The sequence below is a fragment of the Pseudonocardia sp. ICBG601 genome, from assembly GCF_020496245.1.
Genome location: NZ_JAHLJA010000064.1, coordinates 20,374 through 35,698, shown reverse-complemented (window position 1 = coordinate 35,698; position 15,325 = coordinate 20,374). Strand labels below are relative to the sequence as shown.

General features: G+C 73.4%; 13 protein-coding genes and 5 pseudogenes. 13 read left to right on the top strand and 5 right to left on the bottom strand.

Annotated features, from left to right (window positions below):
• Window positions 1-7 precede the first annotated feature (7 nt).
• Window positions 8-1,120, bottom strand: a complete 1,113-nt coding sequence (locus KPL57_RS20075; RefSeq protein WP_226352745.1) for a hypothetical protein — start codon at window positions 1,118-1,120, stop codon at window positions 8-10.
• Window positions 1,121-1,380: 260 nt separating this feature from the next.
• Here KPL57_RS20075 and KPL57_RS20070 point away from each other — a divergent pair, with 260 nt between their 5' ends.
• The 4 genes from KPL57_RS20070 to KPL57_RS20055 all read left to right on the top strand — a co-directional run bounded on the left by KPL57_RS20070 (window position 1,381) and on the right by KPL57_RS20055 (window position 4,616).
• Window positions 1,381-2,406, top strand: a complete 1,026-nt coding sequence (locus tag KPL57_RS20070) for an NAD(P)-dependent alcohol dehydrogenase (RefSeq protein WP_226352779.1) — start codon at window positions 1,381-1,383, stop codon at window positions 2,404-2,406.
• A gap of 102 nt (window positions 2,407-2,508) precedes the next feature.
• Window positions 2,509-2,835 carry a putative quinol monooxygenase gene (locus tag KPL57_RS20065; protein WP_020627426.1) on the top strand — a complete coding sequence of 109 codons (327 nt, stop codon included), beginning with the start codon at window positions 2,509-2,511 and terminating at the stop codon, window positions 2,833-2,835.
• Window positions 2,836-3,148: 313 nt separating this feature from the next.
• Window positions 3,149-3,691: a L,D-transpeptidase gene (locus tag KPL57_RS20060; RefSeq protein ID WP_020627427.1), complete on the top strand. Its 543-nt coding sequence runs from the start codon at window positions 3,149-3,151 to the stop codon at window positions 3,689-3,691.
• A 109-nt stretch (window positions 3,692-3,800) separates the two neighbouring features.
• On the top strand, window positions 3,801-4,616 hold the full coding sequence (locus tag KPL57_RS20055) for a trans-aconitate 2-methyltransferase (protein ID WP_226352744.1): 816 nt from the start codon (window positions 3,801-3,803) through the stop codon (window positions 4,614-4,616).
• 180 nt (window positions 4,617-4,796) lie between these two features.
• Here the strand turns inward: KPL57_RS20055 and KPL57_RS20050 are convergent.
• Window positions 4,797-5,706 (bottom strand): annotated as a pseudogene (locus tag KPL57_RS20050) (IS5 family transposase); the annotation flags it as partial.
• A 242-nt stretch (window positions 5,707-5,948) separates the two neighbouring features.
• On the opposite strand from KPL57_RS20050, the gene KPL57_RS20045 reads away from it, so the two are divergent.
• The 9 genes and pseudogenes from KPL57_RS20045 to KPL57_RS20010 all read left to right on the top strand — a co-directional run.
• Window positions 5,949-6,116 carry a hypothetical protein gene (locus tag KPL57_RS20045; protein WP_158071556.1) on the top strand — a complete coding sequence of 56 codons (168 nt, stop codon included), beginning with the start codon at window positions 5,949-5,951 and terminating at the stop codon, window positions 6,114-6,116.
• Window positions 6,113-7,489 carry a ferric reductase-like transmembrane domain-containing protein gene (locus KPL57_RS20040; RefSeq protein WP_226352743.1) on the top strand — a complete coding sequence of 459 codons (1,377 nt, stop codon included), beginning with the start codon at window positions 6,113-6,115 and terminating at the stop codon, window positions 7,487-7,489. Before KPL57_RS20045 ends, KPL57_RS20040 begins: the two co-directional genes overlap by 4 nt.
• Before the next feature lie 237 nt (window positions 7,490-7,726).
• Window positions 7,727-8,473 (top strand): DUF4142 domain-containing protein, encoded by a 747-nt coding sequence (locus KPL57_RS20035; protein ID WP_226352742.1) that lies wholly within the window; start codon window positions 7,727-7,729, stop codon window positions 8,471-8,473.
• Window positions 8,470-9,411, top strand: coding sequence for a hypothetical protein (locus KPL57_RS20030; protein ID WP_226352741.1), 942 nt, complete (start codon window positions 8,470-8,472; stop codon window positions 9,409-9,411). The genes KPL57_RS20035 and KPL57_RS20030 overlap by 4 nt, the downstream gene beginning before the upstream one ends.
• 57 nt (window positions 9,412-9,468) lie before the next feature.
• Window positions 9,469-10,011, top strand: coding sequence for a hypothetical protein (locus KPL57_RS20025; protein ID WP_226352782.1), 543 nt, complete (start codon window positions 9,469-9,471; stop codon window positions 10,009-10,011).
• Window positions 10,001-10,828, top strand: a pseudogene (locus KPL57_RS69940) (DUF6529 family protein); the annotation flags it as partial. The gene KPL57_RS20025 and the pseudogene KPL57_RS69940, both read left to right, overlap by 11 nt.
• 79 nt (window positions 10,829-10,907) lie before the next feature.
• Window positions 10,908-11,042, top strand: coding sequence for a DUF6529 family protein (locus tag KPL57_RS66905; RefSeq protein WP_264198336.1), 135 nt, complete (start codon window positions 10,908-10,910; stop codon window positions 11,040-11,042).
• Window positions 11,009-11,548 carry a Rieske (2Fe-2S) protein gene (locus KPL57_RS20015; RefSeq protein WP_308252948.1) on the top strand — a complete coding sequence of 180 codons (540 nt, stop codon included), beginning with the start codon at window positions 11,009-11,011 and terminating at the stop codon, window positions 11,546-11,548. The genes KPL57_RS66905 and KPL57_RS20015 overlap by 34 nt, the downstream gene beginning before the upstream one ends.
• Window positions 11,549-11,637: 89 nt before the next feature.
• Window positions 11,638-12,547 (top strand): annotated as a pseudogene (locus KPL57_RS20010) (IS5 family transposase); the annotation flags it as partial.
• 316 nt (window positions 12,548-12,863) lie between these two features.
• On the opposite strand, the pseudogene KPL57_RS20005 reads toward KPL57_RS20010, so the two are convergent.
• The 3 genes and pseudogenes from KPL57_RS20005 to KPL57_RS19995 form a co-directional block, all read right to left on the bottom strand.
• Window positions 12,864-14,024, bottom strand: a pseudogene (locus KPL57_RS20005) (aldehyde dehydrogenase family protein); the annotation flags it as partial.
• Window positions 14,021-14,918, bottom strand: a pseudogene (locus KPL57_RS20000) (IS5 family transposase). The pseudogenes KPL57_RS20000 and KPL57_RS20005, both read right to left, overlap by 4 nt.
• A gap of 3 nt (window positions 14,919-14,921) precedes the next feature.
• The gene (locus tag KPL57_RS19995; RefSeq protein ID WP_374203751.1) at window positions 14,922-15,257 is read right to left on the bottom strand and encodes an aldehyde dehydrogenase family protein; all 336 of its coding nucleotides are present in this window, start codon (window positions 15,255-15,257) and stop codon (window positions 14,922-14,924) included.
• Window positions 15,258-15,325: the final 68 nt, after the last annotated feature.

Below are 15,325 nucleotides of genomic sequence, written 5' to 3'. Positions count from 1 at the left end.
TAGGGCCTCAGCGGTGGACGGTCGCCTCGTTCCCCGCATCCCAGGAGAAGCCGCGGTCGTAGAGGAAGCGCAGCTCGGGGTCGCTCTCCAGCACGAGCCGCTGGCCGTCCCCGGTCAGCTCGACCCGGCCGTCGGGCCGGGGCGTCCAGGTCAGCTCGGCGGTCCGGACGGCAGGCTCGACCAGTGAGGTCGCGCCGGACTGCGGCGCGTTCCACTCGACCCGGATCGTCCGGTCCCCGACGGGCCGCCAGGTCCCGCGGACGACGGTGCTGTCGGCGAGCCGCACCGAGATCCCGGCGGAGCCGGTCTGCGGGTAGCCGGGTACCGGGAGCGACGGGCCGACGTAGGTCCACTGCCCCACGGCCACGTGCTGCCAGCGGCGGTCGTCGGCGAGCCGCCCGGCGGGGGCCGTCGGGTCCTCCACGACCCGGTAGACCCCGGCGAGCGCGATGTCGGAGCGCTGGAACGGGGGCTGGAACTGCTGGAACAGCGCGCCCTGCGCGGCGATCAGCACCAGTCCGAGCACCGGGACCAGCCATCGGGTCACCCGGCGGACCCGCGGCCACGGCAGCAGCCGCGGGGACCCCTCGGTCGCCGCCGTCGGACGCCCGGCCAGGAACCGGACCACCCGTGGCAGCTCGGGGGCCGCGACGAGCGCGAACCCGACCGTCAGGGCGAGTGCGAGCTGCTTGACCGGCACGTCGTAGGTCATGTTCAGCAGGAAGACCGTGCCGAGGGCGACGGTCCCGAGCAGGCCGCCGATCCACGCCGTGCGCCGGAACACCAGCAGCAGCACGACGACGAGCTCGGCGAACCCGGCCAGGAACTGGATCACCGGGGAGTAGGCCATGAACCCCCACAGCAGCCCCATCGGGCTCTTCTCGCCGGTCATGACGAGCGCCTCGGAGTAGTCGGCCCGACCCATCTGGGTCAGGTTCAGCTTGGACCAGACGTAGGGCTGCATGAGCAGGATCAGGACGAACCGCAGCAGCGCGTGCAGCGCCCACGCCACCCGGTTCCACCACGGCCGCGGCGCCGCCGCCTCCGCCGCCCCGGCCACCGCGGCGCCGTCCACAACGTCCTCCCGCCGCACCGCGGCGTCCCCCCTCGTCCCGGTCATGGGCCGACGGTAGGGCGCCACGGCACGGTCACGGATCCCTCGTCCGACCGATCCTCGGCGCCCGGCGCTCCTCCGCGAGTGGGAGACGTGTCGCACAGCCCGTCGATGCATCGCACACAACGATCAATGGGTAGACACATGGCGATGCGGCCGTACGACCGGCCGCGCATCCCGCCGCGGCACCGGCGCCCGGCCACACCCGAACCACGGCGTCGGCAGCGACGCCACGAGGAGGAACCGTGCCCACGACCGTGTCCGCCATGAAGACCGCCGGCCCGAACAAGCCGTTCGAGCGCGGCACCGTCGAGCGCCGCGACCCGCGGCCGCACGACGTCGTCATCGACATCGCCTACGCCGGGATCTGCCACTCCGACATCCACCAGGCCCGCGACGAGTGGGGCGAGGGCATCTACCCGATGGTCCCCGGCCACGAGATCGCCGGAGTCGTCTCCGCCGTCGGCGACCAGGTCTCGCGCTACGCGGTGGGCGACCGCGTCGGCGTCGGCTGCTTCGTGGACTCCTGTCGCGAGTGCGAGAACTGCCTCGCCGGTGAGGAGCAGTACTGCCTCAAGGGCGAGGTGCAGACCTACAACGGCCGGCAGTACGACGGCGAGCCGACCTACGGCGGCTACTCGACGCGGATCGTGGTCGACGAGAACTACGTGCTGCGCATCCCGGACGGCGTGGAGCTCGACGTCGCCGCTCCGCTCCTGTGCGCCGGCATCACCCTGTACTCGCCGCTGCGCCACTGGAACGCCGGCCCCGGCAAGCAGGTCGCGATCGTCGGCATGGGCGGCCTCGGCCACATGGGCGTCAAGATCGCCGCCGCGATGGGTGCCGAGGTGACCGTCCTGTCCCGCACGCTGTCCAAGCAGGAGGACGGGAAGCGGCTCGGCGCGGACCACTACTTCGCCACCGAGGACGAGAGCACGTTCAGCGAGCTGGCGGGCCGTTTCGACCTGATCGTCAACACCGTCGCCGCGCAAATCCCGGTCGACGCCTACCTCGGGCTGCTCAAGCTCGACGGGACGATGGTCAACGTCGGCGTGCCGGAGGGCCCGCTCTCGTACCACGGCTTCTCCCTCGTCGCGAGCCGCAGGAGCCTGGCCGGTTCGAAGATCGGTGGCATCCGCGAGACCCAGGAGATGCTCGACTTCTGTGCCGAGCACGGCCTGGGCGCCGACATCGAGACGATCTCCTGCGACCAGGTCGACGAGGCCTGGGAGCGGGTCGTGCGGGGCGACGTGCGCTACCGCTTCGTGATCGACACCGCGACGTTCTCCTGAGCGCTGTCAACCCGGTGGGCGTCCCTGATTGAGACGCCCGCACGCCACCGATCCGTGGAACGATCCCCGCGACGTTCCCGACGACCGTGACCGGAGGCTCACATGATCCTCATCGTGCTCAAGGCACAGATCCGCCCGGACAAGCGCGAGGAGTGGCTGACCGGCATCGCGCAGTACACGAAGGACGTGAACTCCGAGCCGGGCAACATCTCCTTCGACTACTACGAGAACTTCGAGAAGCCGAACGAGTTCGTGATCGTGGAGGTCTTCAAGGACAGCGCGGCCGGCGACGCCCACGTGAAGACCGACCACGCGCAGAAGTTCTTCGACTTCATGGGCTCGGTCGTGCCGGAGAAGCCGCTCATCAACTTCCAGAGCGAGGACGGCAAGGACGTCTGGGTCGAGATGGGCGAGGTCACCCCGCACTGACCCGACCCTCCCGACGATGCCGGCGGCCCCACGGGTCGCCGGCATCGTCGTGTCCGGGCGCAGCGAGCAGGTGGTCCGCCTGCACCGGACGGCGGAACCCGGGCGGACCGGACATCGGAACCGAGACGGTCCTTCCGGGTGATCGGGACGGGAGCGCACCGCGTCCGGGCCGGTCGGGAACGGGGTGCAGACTGACCCGGCACGGCCGAACCTTTCGTCACGCAACCTGAGCGCTCCCCACGCGTCTCCCACGGTGACGGAACGATCACGTGGCGTCGCCGCCCCGGGCGACGCGGACGAACAGGAGCACCCCATGGACACCGTCCGGCAGCGGCCCCGCCGCCTCGTCGCACTGGGCCTCGGACTGGCCACCATCGCGGGTGTCGCCGTCGCCGGGACCGCCCTGGCCGCCTCCCCCGCGGCCGAGCAGGCCCGCGCGCAGCCGCTCGTCCCCGGCACCCCCTGCTCGATCACCGCCAAGGCGTGCGTCGACCTGGACTCGCAGCGGTCCTGGCTCATCCAGGACGGCAAGGTCATCCGCGGCCCGATCGGCATCTCTTCCGGCGGCAACGGCCAGGAGACCCCGGTCGGCCACTCGCTGCGCGTCTACCGCAAGGACGCCGAGCACAAGAGCGAGGAGTCGCGCCTGCCCAACGGCGACCCCGCTCCGATGCCGTGGTCGGTCTTCTTCAACGACGGCGGCATCGCCTTCCACAGCGGCGACCCGAACCGCTCCTCCGCGGGCTGCATCCACGTCCCGCCGGCCGACGCCAAGGCGTACTTCGACTACCTGCAGATCGGCGACCAGGTGCAGGTCGTGAAGGCCTCCGAGGAGACAGCGGCCCGTAAGGGCTAGCTCGCGGGGAGTCACCGCATCGGGGGCTGCTGGGACGTCCGGCGTAACGCGGAGACGGTCGTGCGGCGACACACCGGACGTATCACCCGCACGTCCCCCGGAGCGCCCGATGGCCGAGAGCCGACCCGTCCGTCGCACGCCGATCGACCACGCCCGGCGGGTCGCCCGGCTCTCCCTCAGCGGCGGAGCACGGGCCGCCGCGGTCCCGGTGCGCGGCCTGGCCCGGCTCGGCCGCGACGCCCACGACCCCCGCTGGACCGGCCAGACCTGGCTCTGGCAGCCGGGCTGGGGGCGCCGCACGCACGACCGGCTCTACCGCAGCCCTGACCCGTACTCGATCGGGCTGTCGGCCTACGAGCAGCAGAAGTACGGCAGCGTCATGGACGCGCTCGCCGGCCGCCGTTTCGACCGGGTGCTGGAGGTCGGCTGCGGCGAGGGAGACCTCTCGGTCCGCCTCGCCGGGCACACCGCGGCCCTGCTCGGGGTGGACATCTGCTCGGCCGCGGTCGAGCGGGCCGCCGCCCGGGTGCCGTCGGGGACCTTCGTCCGTCGCACGCTCCCGCACGAGATGCCCGAGGGCGACTTCGACCTGATCGTCTGCTCCGACGTCCTCTACTACTGGGAGACGGTCACGCTGCGGGTCGGTCTGACCGCCCTGCTGGACCGCCTGCGGCCGGGCGGGATGCTGCTGGCCTACCACTACCGCGGGGCGTTCGGTCAGGCCGGGACGGCCGACCGGGTGCACGAGGCGCTCGTCGCCGCCGCGACCGCCCGCGGACTGACGGTCCGGGCGCACGAGACCGTCGACGGTGTCGGTCCCGACGGCGCCGGGGCCCGCTTCGCCGTCGTCGTCCACCCCGAGGTCGCGGTGCCGTCCCCGCGCCGCCCGGAGCCGGGCGTCGCAGTCCGCGCACGTCGTTCCTGAGGGGTCGGCTGGGCCGGGTGGCGGTGCGGTCGCTGGACCGTCCGGGCGTTCTCGTCAGGTCGACGTGGACCTGTCGTGACCGGGCGGTTCCTGGTTACCGTCCGGAGCCATGACGGTCGACGCCGACGGACCCGCCGGGATGGCCGACGCACAGCGTGTGGTCACCATCCCCGACCTGAGAGCGTGTTTGGAAATTCTAGTGGGTTGAGGGTGTCGTGTGTTTCTGCTGGCGGGTGGCGGGGTATCCACGGGCGATGCGGCGGGTGATGGTGTTGATCGCGGCCCAGCGGATCATGGCTTCGGATGTGGTGGGGTGGCGTTCGTAGTCTCGGGCCAGGCGTCGGTGTGCGGTGAGCCAGGCCAGGGTCCGTTCGACCACCCACCTTCGTGGGAGGACGGTGAATCCGCGCTGCTCGGGTGGCTTGCGGATGATCTCGATCGTTGTCTGCAGGATCGTGGCGGCCCAGTCGAGCAGTCGCCCGGCGAAGCCGGCGTCGGCGTAGACGAACCGCACCCTGGTGCGCAGGTAGAGGTTGAGCAGGATCGGCTTGGCGCCGTCGCGGTCCTGTACCGAGGCCGAGCACACCATCGTGGTCAGCAGCAGACCGAGGGTGTCGGTCACGATGAACCGTTTCCGTCCGCCTGTCTTCTTCCCGGCGTCGTAGCCGCGGGAGTCCTGGCCGACGGTGTCGGCGCCCTTGACCGACTGGGAATCGATGATCCCCGCACTCGGCTCCGGATCACGGCCCTCGGCGATACGTAACTGCCCCCGCACGACCGGGAGGATCTTCTCGGTGACCTTCTGCTGTTCCCACTGGTTGAAGTACCAGTAGACGGTCTGCCAGGGCGGGAAGTCCACCGGCAACGCCCGCCAGGCACACCCGGTCCGCACGACATACAAGATCGCGTCCAGCACGTCCCGACGAGCATGAGCAACAGGCCGCCCCCGCCGCGCGAGCGGCGGTAACAACGGCTCGATCACCACCCACTGGGCATCACTGGTGTCCGAGGGGTACCGGCGCGGTCGTTCCTGCATGCCGACCACGATGGAGCACCCCAGCCGTGTCGACCATCCCGACACACCCACCATTTCCAAACACGCTCTGAGAGTCGTCGCGGCGGTCGGCCGTAGGTCGGTAGGCCGACCGGAGCGATCGGACCCCGCCCGCCGGACGGCGACGACCGGACGGCGGCGGGTGCTCTCAGGAACGCAACCCCGCCGCGGTGGGGTTCCTATGTTCGTGTCACCGCACCGCGGCCCGCTCCCCCTCGGACGCCGTGGCGGTGGCCGGGGCTCCCCACCCGGCCGGTTCCACGAACCGGAGTGATCCGATGACCCGCCCCGCCCTGCGCGGACGCACCCCCGGCGTCCGCGCGACCGCAGCGTCGCACCCACGACCGGCCCGAGGCCGGTCGGTGACGGTCCACCGCTCGCGCACCCACCACCCCCGCCCGCTGCGGGCACCCTCACCGGCCGGGCGCACGCCCGGCGACCGGTGAACCGCCCGGTTCCGCATCCGGTCACCGCACCTCTGCGGCGGGACACCCCGCCGCCCGCCGACGCCTGGCTGGCGCACCGCCGCGCCCGCACGGTGTGGGGGTCCGTGCTGGTCACGGTCCTCGTCGGCCCGTCGCTGATCTGGATGCTCCGTTCCGGGCCGCAGCCGCTGCTGCACCAGCTCTCGGTCCTGACCGGGCTGCTCGCGCTGTCGGCGATGGTGATCGTCGCGGTGTTGCCGTCCCGGGTGCGCGGACTCTCCGGAGCCCTCGGCCTGGAGACCCTGCTCGGCCTGCACCGCAGGCTCGGTGTGCTGGCCGGGGTGCTCGTCGCCCTGCACCTGGCCTGTGTGGTGGCCGACCACCCGGAACGCGTCGGGCTGCTCGTGCCGTTCGCCGCGCCGGCCCGCGGCCAGGCCGCCACCCTCGCGACGGTCGCGGTCGTCGTGCTGCTGGTGCTCGCGCTGCGCGGGGTCCGGACCGGCTCGCACGAGGTGTGGCGCTGGCTGCACCTGAGCCTGGCCGCGGTCGTCGTCGGCGCGTCGTCGCTGCACGTGCTGTGGCTGAACAACCTGGTCGGCGACGCCGTCATGGGGCCGGTGCTCGGCGGGCTCGGCCTGCTGCTGGTCGCGGTCCTGGTGCTCCGCTGGGGTGCCCGCGCGGCGACCGGCGAGTTCCGGGTGCACGTCGTGCGCCCGGAGAGCCCGACCGTGTCGACCCTCGTGCTCGCCCGGCCCGGCCGGCACGCCGGGCCGTGGTTCCGGCCCGGCCAGTTCGCCTGGCTGCGGCTGGAGCGGATGTCGGTGGAGGAGCACCCGTTTACGATCGCCTCGTCGGCGGCCGACGGTGGGCGGGTCGAGTTCACCGTCCGGCACACCGGCGACTTCGCCGGGCGGCTGCGCGAGCTGCGCCGCGGCGACCCGGTCTGGGTGGACGGCCCGTACGGCTCGTTCACCCCGGACTCGGTGCCGTCGACCGGGCTCGTGCTGATCGCGGGCGGCGTCGGGATCACGCCGATGATGAGCATGCTGCGCACCGCAGCCGACCGCGACGACCGGCGGCCGTACCGGCTGGTCGTGCACGCCCGCGACCGCGCCGACCTGCTGTTCCGGGCCGAGCTCGCGCACCTGCGCACACTGATCGACCTGCAGGTCACCGAGGTGCTGCGCCGCCCGTCCGCGGACTGGGCCGGGGCCACCGGGCCGATCGACACCGCGCTGCTCGCCGCCGTCCTGACCGATCTCGACGACCCGGCCCGCCGCCTCGACTACTTCGTCTGCGGCCGGCCGCAGCTCGTCGGCGACGTCCTCGCCACCCTCACCGCGCTCGGTGTCCCGGACGACCGGGTGCACACCGAGCAGTTCGCCCAGGTCTGAGAAGGGGAGAGCCCATGTCCCGCCGGATCCCCGGCCCGCTCCGCTGGTCGGTGCTCGCCGCGCTGGCCGCGGTCGCCGCGGTCGCGCTCGCCCAGTACTGGGTGGCCACCTCGGCCACCACCGACCAGCAGCAGGGATGGACGCAGACCCGGTGGGGGCCGCTCGGCCCCGCCGACCGCGACCTGCTGCAGAAGGTGCGCCTCGCCGGTCTCTGGGAGGCACCGACCGGGCAGCAGGGTGAGCAGCAGGCCACCTCGCCGGCGGTCCGCGAGGGTCGCGCGCAAGCTCGGCGTCGAGCACCACGATCTCGACGCACTGGTCCGTTCCACCGCCGAACAGCTCGGGGTCCTGCTGCCCAGCAGACCGAACGACCAGCAGATCGGCTGGATGAACGACCTGACCGCCCGCACCGGGACCGACTACGACCGCCAGTTCGTGCAGCTCCTGCGCGCCGCGCACGGCTCGGTCCTGCCGGTGATCACCGACGTCAAGGTCGGCACCCGCAACGAGCTCATGCGGCAGTTCGCGAACGAGGCGTCGGTGTACGTCACCCGGCACATCGGCTACCTGGAGTCGACCGGGCTGGTCGACTACGCGGCCCTGCCCGCCCCACCCGATCCGGTGCCGACCGGCGCCCGCAGCGCGACCGACGTCGTCGTGCCGGCCCTGGTGGTCGGGGTCGCGCTGCTCGCCGCGGGCGGGCTGCTCATGACCCTGCACCGGCGTGGCCGGCCCGCTGCCGGCCCGGCCACCGCCCTCGTCCCCGCCCCGCGCCACCCCCGCGACGGCGCCCGGCGGGCCCTGCCGGTCGGCCCGCCCGACCCCTGGGACGAGCTGGCGCACGTGCCGCCGGTCCGGCCCCGGCCCGATCCCGGCCTCGCCGACGCCACCCCCCACGACCTCGACCTGGACACCGACACCGGAGCGCCGCCCTCCCGCACCACCGGCGCGCACCGCACCGCCCCGAGGAGCCGATACCGATGAGATCCACCACCAGCCGCAGCAGGACGATCGCGGTCACCGCGCTCGCACTGGGCCTGCTCGTCGCCGGGCCCGCCGCCTACGCCGCCGGGGCCGCCTCCGTCGACCGGGGGGACCGGCCGGCGAACGTCGCATCCGGGCCGTCCGACTCGTCCGGCGGGTCCGGCTCGTCCGACGGGGCCGGGAACACGTCCGATGCCGCGGGCTCCTCCGGGGGCGGGGGGCACGACCACTCCGGGCACACGGGGTCCGGCTCCTCGGGGCCGGACTCCTCGGACGCGGGCTCGGGCACCTCGGGCGCGGGCTCGGGCACCTCGGGCGCCGACGGATCGGGCTCGGGGTCCGGTGCCGCCGACGACCAGGGCTCCGGTGCCGCCGACGGCCGGGGTTCCGACGGCGCGGGGGGCGGAGCAGCCGGGAAGGCCGACGGGAACGGCACGGGCGCGCCGTCGGCGCTCGACATCCTCGCCGTCGACTGCTCCGGCAGCAGGCTCACCGCCCACGACGGGTTCCAGAAGGCGCCCCGCTGCGTGTCCACCGCGTTCGGCGAGGTCGCCGACGCCGGCCGCAGCCCGTCGCTGCTGATCACCCAGGCCCCGACGAAGGTCCGCCCGGGGGAGGCGTTCCGCCTGACCGTCAGCACCCGGAACCTGGTCCGCGACCGGTTCCTGCCCGCGGCCCAGGGCGGCTACTACGCCGAGGCGTCCCTGCTGAACGGCCAGGGGCTCCAGCGCGGCCACTTCCACACCGCCTGCCGGATCCTGCCCGATCCGGGCGAGGCACCGGACTCGGCGCCCGACCCGCTGTTCTTCCTGGCCACCGAGGACGGCGGCGGAGGAGCACGGCCGGACAGCGTCACGATCGACGTGCCCGGGTCGAGCAGACCGGCGAGCTGCAGTGCTCGTCGTGGGCCGGCGACGGGTCGCACCGCACCCCGATGATGCAGCGGGCCAACCAGACACCCGCCTTCGACTCGGTCCGGATCGAGGTGGGCTGACATGCGACTCTCCGGACCCCTCCTGACCATGGCCGCCGTCGGCGCGGTCGCCGCCGGGGCCGCGACGGCCAACGTCGTGCTCACCGCGGAACCGGAACCGCTGCCCGCAGCGGCCCCCGCCGCCGTCGACCAGGCGGCGGGCTCGCTCGCCCCTCCGGCGGCGCCCGCTCCGACGGCCGCCCCGGCCGCGACCGGCACGGTCGCCTACACGGGCCGGTCGACGGACGGGACGGTCACCGTCGACATCTGGGTCACCGACGGCGCCGTGAAGGCCTACGTCTGCGACAACCGCGGCGTCGAGTCCTGGACGACGGGCACCGCCACCCCCGGCGGCACCACCCGCCTGACCGGCAAGGACGGCGCGGAGGTCGCGTACACCGTCGCCGACGGCGTCGCCACCGGCACCGCCCGCGCCGACGGGCGGTCCTGGGAGTTCACCGCTGCCCGGACCGACGCGTCCGACACGGCACCCGCCCCCGGCACAGAGCCCGCGGCCGCCGAGGCCCCGGCCACCGGCGGCAGCGGCTACGGCGGTGGGTACTGATGTCCCCCCGCGCGCGGCACGCGGACCGCGACCTCACCGATCCGGTCGGGTTCGCCCCGGTCCCCGCGGACATCCCGAACCCGCGCGGCCCCGAGCACAGCGGCGGCTGGGCCGCCGTCCCGGAGCCGTCCCGAGCACCCGATCACGACCCCGACACGGCCGCGGACCGGTGGGCGGGCACCGCCGACCGGCGCCGCGACGCCGTCGCGGGGGACCTGTTCACCCCGACCGGCCCGCTCACCCCGCCCCCGGGCGGCGGTTCGGGCGCCCACGGGGTCACCACGCCGCGCCGCCCGGCGCGGGACGCCGGGACCGCGCGCGTCCCGGCCGCCCGCGCCGGGCCGCCGATGACGTCCCGCAGCCCGGATGGTCCACGGGCGCCGACGACGCGGCCCGGGCCGGGAGCACCCCCGACCGTCGCCGGTCCCGCGCGGCGAGACCCGACCCGACCCGCGCGCGTCGCCGCCCGGCCGCGGAGGCGGCCCAGGAGGTCGCCGTCCCGGCGGAGGGCCCGTCGTGGCGGGTCGTCGCCGTCCCGGTCGTCGTCGGGTCGCTGGTCGCGGTGGCCCTCGGGGTCTGGGCCCGTCAGCACGTCGGCACCGGCGTCGCGGTGAACCTCGCCGGGTTCTCCAGCGGGGCCGCGGCGAAGGCCTGGCTCGGCTCGGCCGCCCTGGTCCTCGCGATCGTCCAGGGGGTGACGGGTCGGATGATGATGCGCGGCTACGCCGACCCGGCGACCGCGGTCGCGCACCGGTGGTCGGGCCGGGTCGCGGTGCTGGTGACCGTGCCCGTCGCCGTGCAGTGCCTCTACGCGTTCGGCTGGTCCGGCGCGACGACGTCGGCGCTGCTGCACTCCGCGCTCGGCTGCCTGTTCTACCGGCGCGTTCGTCACCAAGATGCTGCTCCTGCGGCGCCCGGGCGTGCCCGGGTGGCTGCTCGCCGTCGCGGGTGGGGTGCTGCTCGCCGTGCTCGCCGGGGTCTGGCTCACCTCGGCACTGTGGTTCTTCACCGGCCACGGCCTGTCGTTCTGATCCCCGACCGCTCCCACCGAACCCCGGAGGTCCCCGTGTCCCCGATCCCGCGCCGCCGGCTCCTCGCCGGCGCCGGCGCTGCCGTGGCCTGCTGTGCCGCGGGCTGCGCCACCTACGGAACCCCGCGTGACACGGCCCCCGCCGCGCCCGCACCGTCCACCCCCACACCCGAGCCGACCACTCCGGCGCCCGCGCCGAGCAGCGCCGCCGCCCCGGCGCCCGCCGGACTCACCGCCGTCGACGACGTCCCGGTCGGCGGCGGGCGGGTCTTCGCCGAGCAGCGGGTCGTCGTGACCCGCCCGGACGCGAACACCGTCCTGGCCTTCGACGCGACCTGCCCGCACCAGGGCTGCCTCGTCGACCAGGTCTCCGGGGCCGGCATCTCCTGTCCCTGCCACGGCAGCCTGTTCGCCGTCTCCGACGGGGCCCCGCTCGACGGACCCGCCCGGGCACCGCTCACCTCGCGACCGGTGCGGGTCGAGGGCGGGCAGGTGGTCCTGGCCTGACGGTGCCGAGGCCGCCGGGGGTGCCGAGGTGCCGACCGCCGTCGTCCCGGGAGCGGGCTGTCCGGCGGCCGCTGAGAGCGTGTTTGGAAATGGTGGGTGTGTCGGGATGGTCGACACGGCTGGGGTGCTCCATCGTGGTCGGCATGCAGGAACGACCGCGCCGGTACCCCTCGGACACCAGTGATGCCCAGTGGGTGGTGATCGAGCCGTTGTTACCGCCGCTCGCGCGGCGGGGGCGGCCTGTTGCTCATGCTCGTCGGGACGTGCTGGACGCGATCTTGTATGTCGTGCGGACCGGGTGTGCCTGGCGGGCGTTGCCGGTGGACTTCCCGCCCTGGCAGACCGTCTACTGGTACTTCAACCAGTGGGAACAGCAGAAGGTCACCGAGAAGATCCTCCCGGTCGTGCGGGGGCAGTTACGTATCGCCGAGGGCCGTGATCCGGAGCCGAGTGCGGGGATCATCGATTCCCAGTCGGTCAAGGGCGCCGACACCGTCGGCCAGGACTCCCGCGGCTACGACGCCGGGAAGAAGACAGGCGGACGGAAACGGTTCATCGTGACCGACACCCTCGGTCTGCTGCTGACCACGATGGTGTGCTCGGCCTCGGTACAGGACCGCGACGGCGCCAAGCCGATCCTGCTCAACCTCTACCTGCGCACCAGGGTGCGGTTCGTCTACGCCGACGCCGGCTTCGCCGGGCGACTGCTCGACTGGGCCGCCACGATCCTGCAGACAACGATCGAGATCATCCGCAAGCCACCCGAGCAGCGCGGATTCACCGTCCTCCCACGAAGGTGGGTGGTCGAACGGACCCTGGCCTGGCTCACCGCACACCGACGCCTGGCCCGAGACTACGAACGCCACCCCACCACATCCGAAGCCATGATCCGCTGGGCCGCGATCAACACCATCACCCGCCGCATCGCCCGTGGATACCCCGCCACCCGCCAGCAGAAACACACGACACCCTCAACCCACTAGAATTTCCAAACACGCTCTGAGAGCCCCGCGCGCGACCGACGGGTCCGACTGCTCCGGACGGCGGAACGCTTTCCCACCCGTCGCGCTCGCGGGTCCGTCCACCGGTCGGGGTCTCAGTCCGCGAGCGGCGGCCGCCGCCGGTCGTAGCGTGCTGTCCGCATCGGTTCCGTGGTCGCTCCCCGACTTCCACGCCGCACGACGTGGCCGCTGGATCCGGCGACGCTCCCCGTCGCCGGGCCCGCGCGTCCCGCCCGCGGCGCCGGAGGACCGCCGTGCCCGGGACCTCGACCCCGGGCGCGGCGGTTGCACATCCCCGGAACCGGAGTCCGGCCTCAGCCGAGGGTGAACGGGTCGCGGGTGCCGCCGGTCAGCTCCACCCACACCGACTTGTTCTCCAGGTACTCCTCGACGGCCGCGACGCCGTTCTCCCGGCCGAGCCCGGAGTGCCCGAACCCGCCGAACGGGACGCTCGGCGACACCACCCGGTAGGCGTTGATCCACACCGTCCCGGCGCGGATCCTCCCCGCGACCCGGTGCGCACGGTGCACGTCCTTCGTCCACACCGCACCGGCCAGGCCGTAGGGGGTGTCGTTGGCGAGGTTCACCGCCTCGTCCTCGTCAGTGAACCTCAGCGCCGCGAGCACCGGGCCGAACACCTCCTCCTGGTAGACCGTGGACTCGGGCGTCACCCCGGTGATCACGGTCGGCTGCACGAAGTAGCCGCCCAGGCCGGACTCGGCGGCCCCGCCGTAGGCGACGGTGTTGCCCTCCGCCTTCGCCGTCTCCAAGTAGCCGAGCACCTTCTCGTACTGCGGCCCGTTCGCGACGGGACCCATCTCGGTGTCCTCGGCGTTCGGGTCGCCGAGGGTGATCGTCGCCGCGCGCTCGGCGACGAGCCGCACGAGCTCGTCGTGGACGTCGGCGTGCACGATCAGCCGCGACCCCGCCATGCAGGTCTGGCCGGTCGCGGCGAACACGCCGGCGACGATCCCGTTCGCGGCGGCCTCCAGGTCGGCGTCGGGGAACACGACCTGCGGGGACTTGCCACCCAGCTCCAGGGTGACCGTGTTCAGGTTCTCGGCGGCCGCCTTCGCGATCGACCGTCCGGTCGCGGTGGAGCCGGTGAACGCGACCTTGTCGACGCCCGGGTGCCCGGCCAGGTGCGCGGCGGTGTCCCGGTCGTTCGTGGTGACGACGTTGACAACGCCGGCCGGGATCCCGGCCTTCTCGATCAGCTCGGCCCACTTCAGCGTCGAGGCGGGCGCGTGCTCCGACGGCTTCACGACGATCGTGCAGCCCGCGGCCAGCGCGGGTGCGACCTTCCAGGTCATCAGCAGCAGCGGGGAGTTCCACGGCGTGATCGCCGCGACGACGCCGACCGGTTCCTTGCGCGTGTAGACCAGGTAGTTCGGGTTCGGAGTGGGGATCTGGCGGCCCTCGATCGTCGGGGCGATCCCGGCGTAGTACTGGTACCAGCCGCCGAGACCGCCTAGGGCGTGTCTCCCAATGCGCGGAGCCAGGTGAGGATCGCTTTCAGGACGGCGCCGCCGCGGAAGGTCAGGGCGAGCTTGTCGTAACGGGTGGCCAGACCGCGCCACTGCTTGACGTGGCAGAACCCGCGCTCGACGACGTTGCGGTTTCGGTAGTCGACCGGATCGAATGCGGGCGGTCGGCCGCCGCGTGAGCCGCGTCGTTTGCGGTGCCCCTGCTGGTCAGAGGGCTCCGGAATGACAGCGATGATCCGGCGCTCGCGCAGGTGCCGGCGGATCGCGCGTGAGGAGTAGGCCTTGTCCGCGCGCACGCGTTCGGGCCGGGTCCGGGGTCGTCCCGGGCCCGGTCGGGCGATGCTCAGGTGCGCCATCAGGTGCGGAAACACTGGCGAGTCGCCGCCCTGGCCGGGGCCGAGGAGGACCACCAGCGGGCGGCCGTGCCCGTCAACGAGCTGGTGGATCTTCGTCGACAGCCCTCCGCGGGACCGTCCCAGCGCGTGATCTGCTGGTTCGGCGAGCAGATTCGTGTAGTTCGATCCGGCCCCCTGTGTCGCGCTTGAGGGTCGCGGCATGCTGGTGGGCACGGATGATCGTGGAGTCCACGCTGACCGCCCACCCGAGCACCGCGGCGGCGTCGGCCTCGACCAGAAGAGCAGCCAGGATGTGGTCCCAGGTGCCGTCTCCGCTGTAGCGGCGGTGCCGCTTCCACAACGTCTGCCACGGCCCGAACTCGGCCGGGACGTCTCGCCAGGCAAGCCCGCACCGATACCGGTAGATGATCCCCTCGAGCACCCGGCGGTCATCGCGGAACGGGCGCCCGCGACGCCCCTCGGAGGAGGGCAACAGCGGCGCCAGACGGGCCCACTGGGCATCGGTCAGGACAGCGGTGCGCGGCACCGATCAAGCATCGCGCACCCCGGTCCGCCTATTTGGGAGACACGCCCTAGCTGGCCGATCATCTCCCGGTACAGCTTCCCGGAGTCGCTGACCTCGGTCCGGGCCAGCGTCTCGGCGTTCTCGGTGATCAGGTCGCCCAGCCGACGCAGGCAGGCGGCGCGGCCGAACGGGGTCAGCGCCCCACTCGCCGTCGAGCGCGCTGCGGGCGGCGGCGACGGCGGCGTCGACGTCGTCGGGGCCGCAGTCCGGCACGGTCGCCCAGGGCGCTCCGGTGAACGGGTTCTGCGTCTCGAAGGTGCGGCCGGACGCCGCGTCGGACGGCTTCCCGCCGATCAGCATCCTGAACGTCTCTCGAGCTCGGCCATGGACGGTCCTCTCTCCAGCGGCTCCGGTGACGCACACGTCCT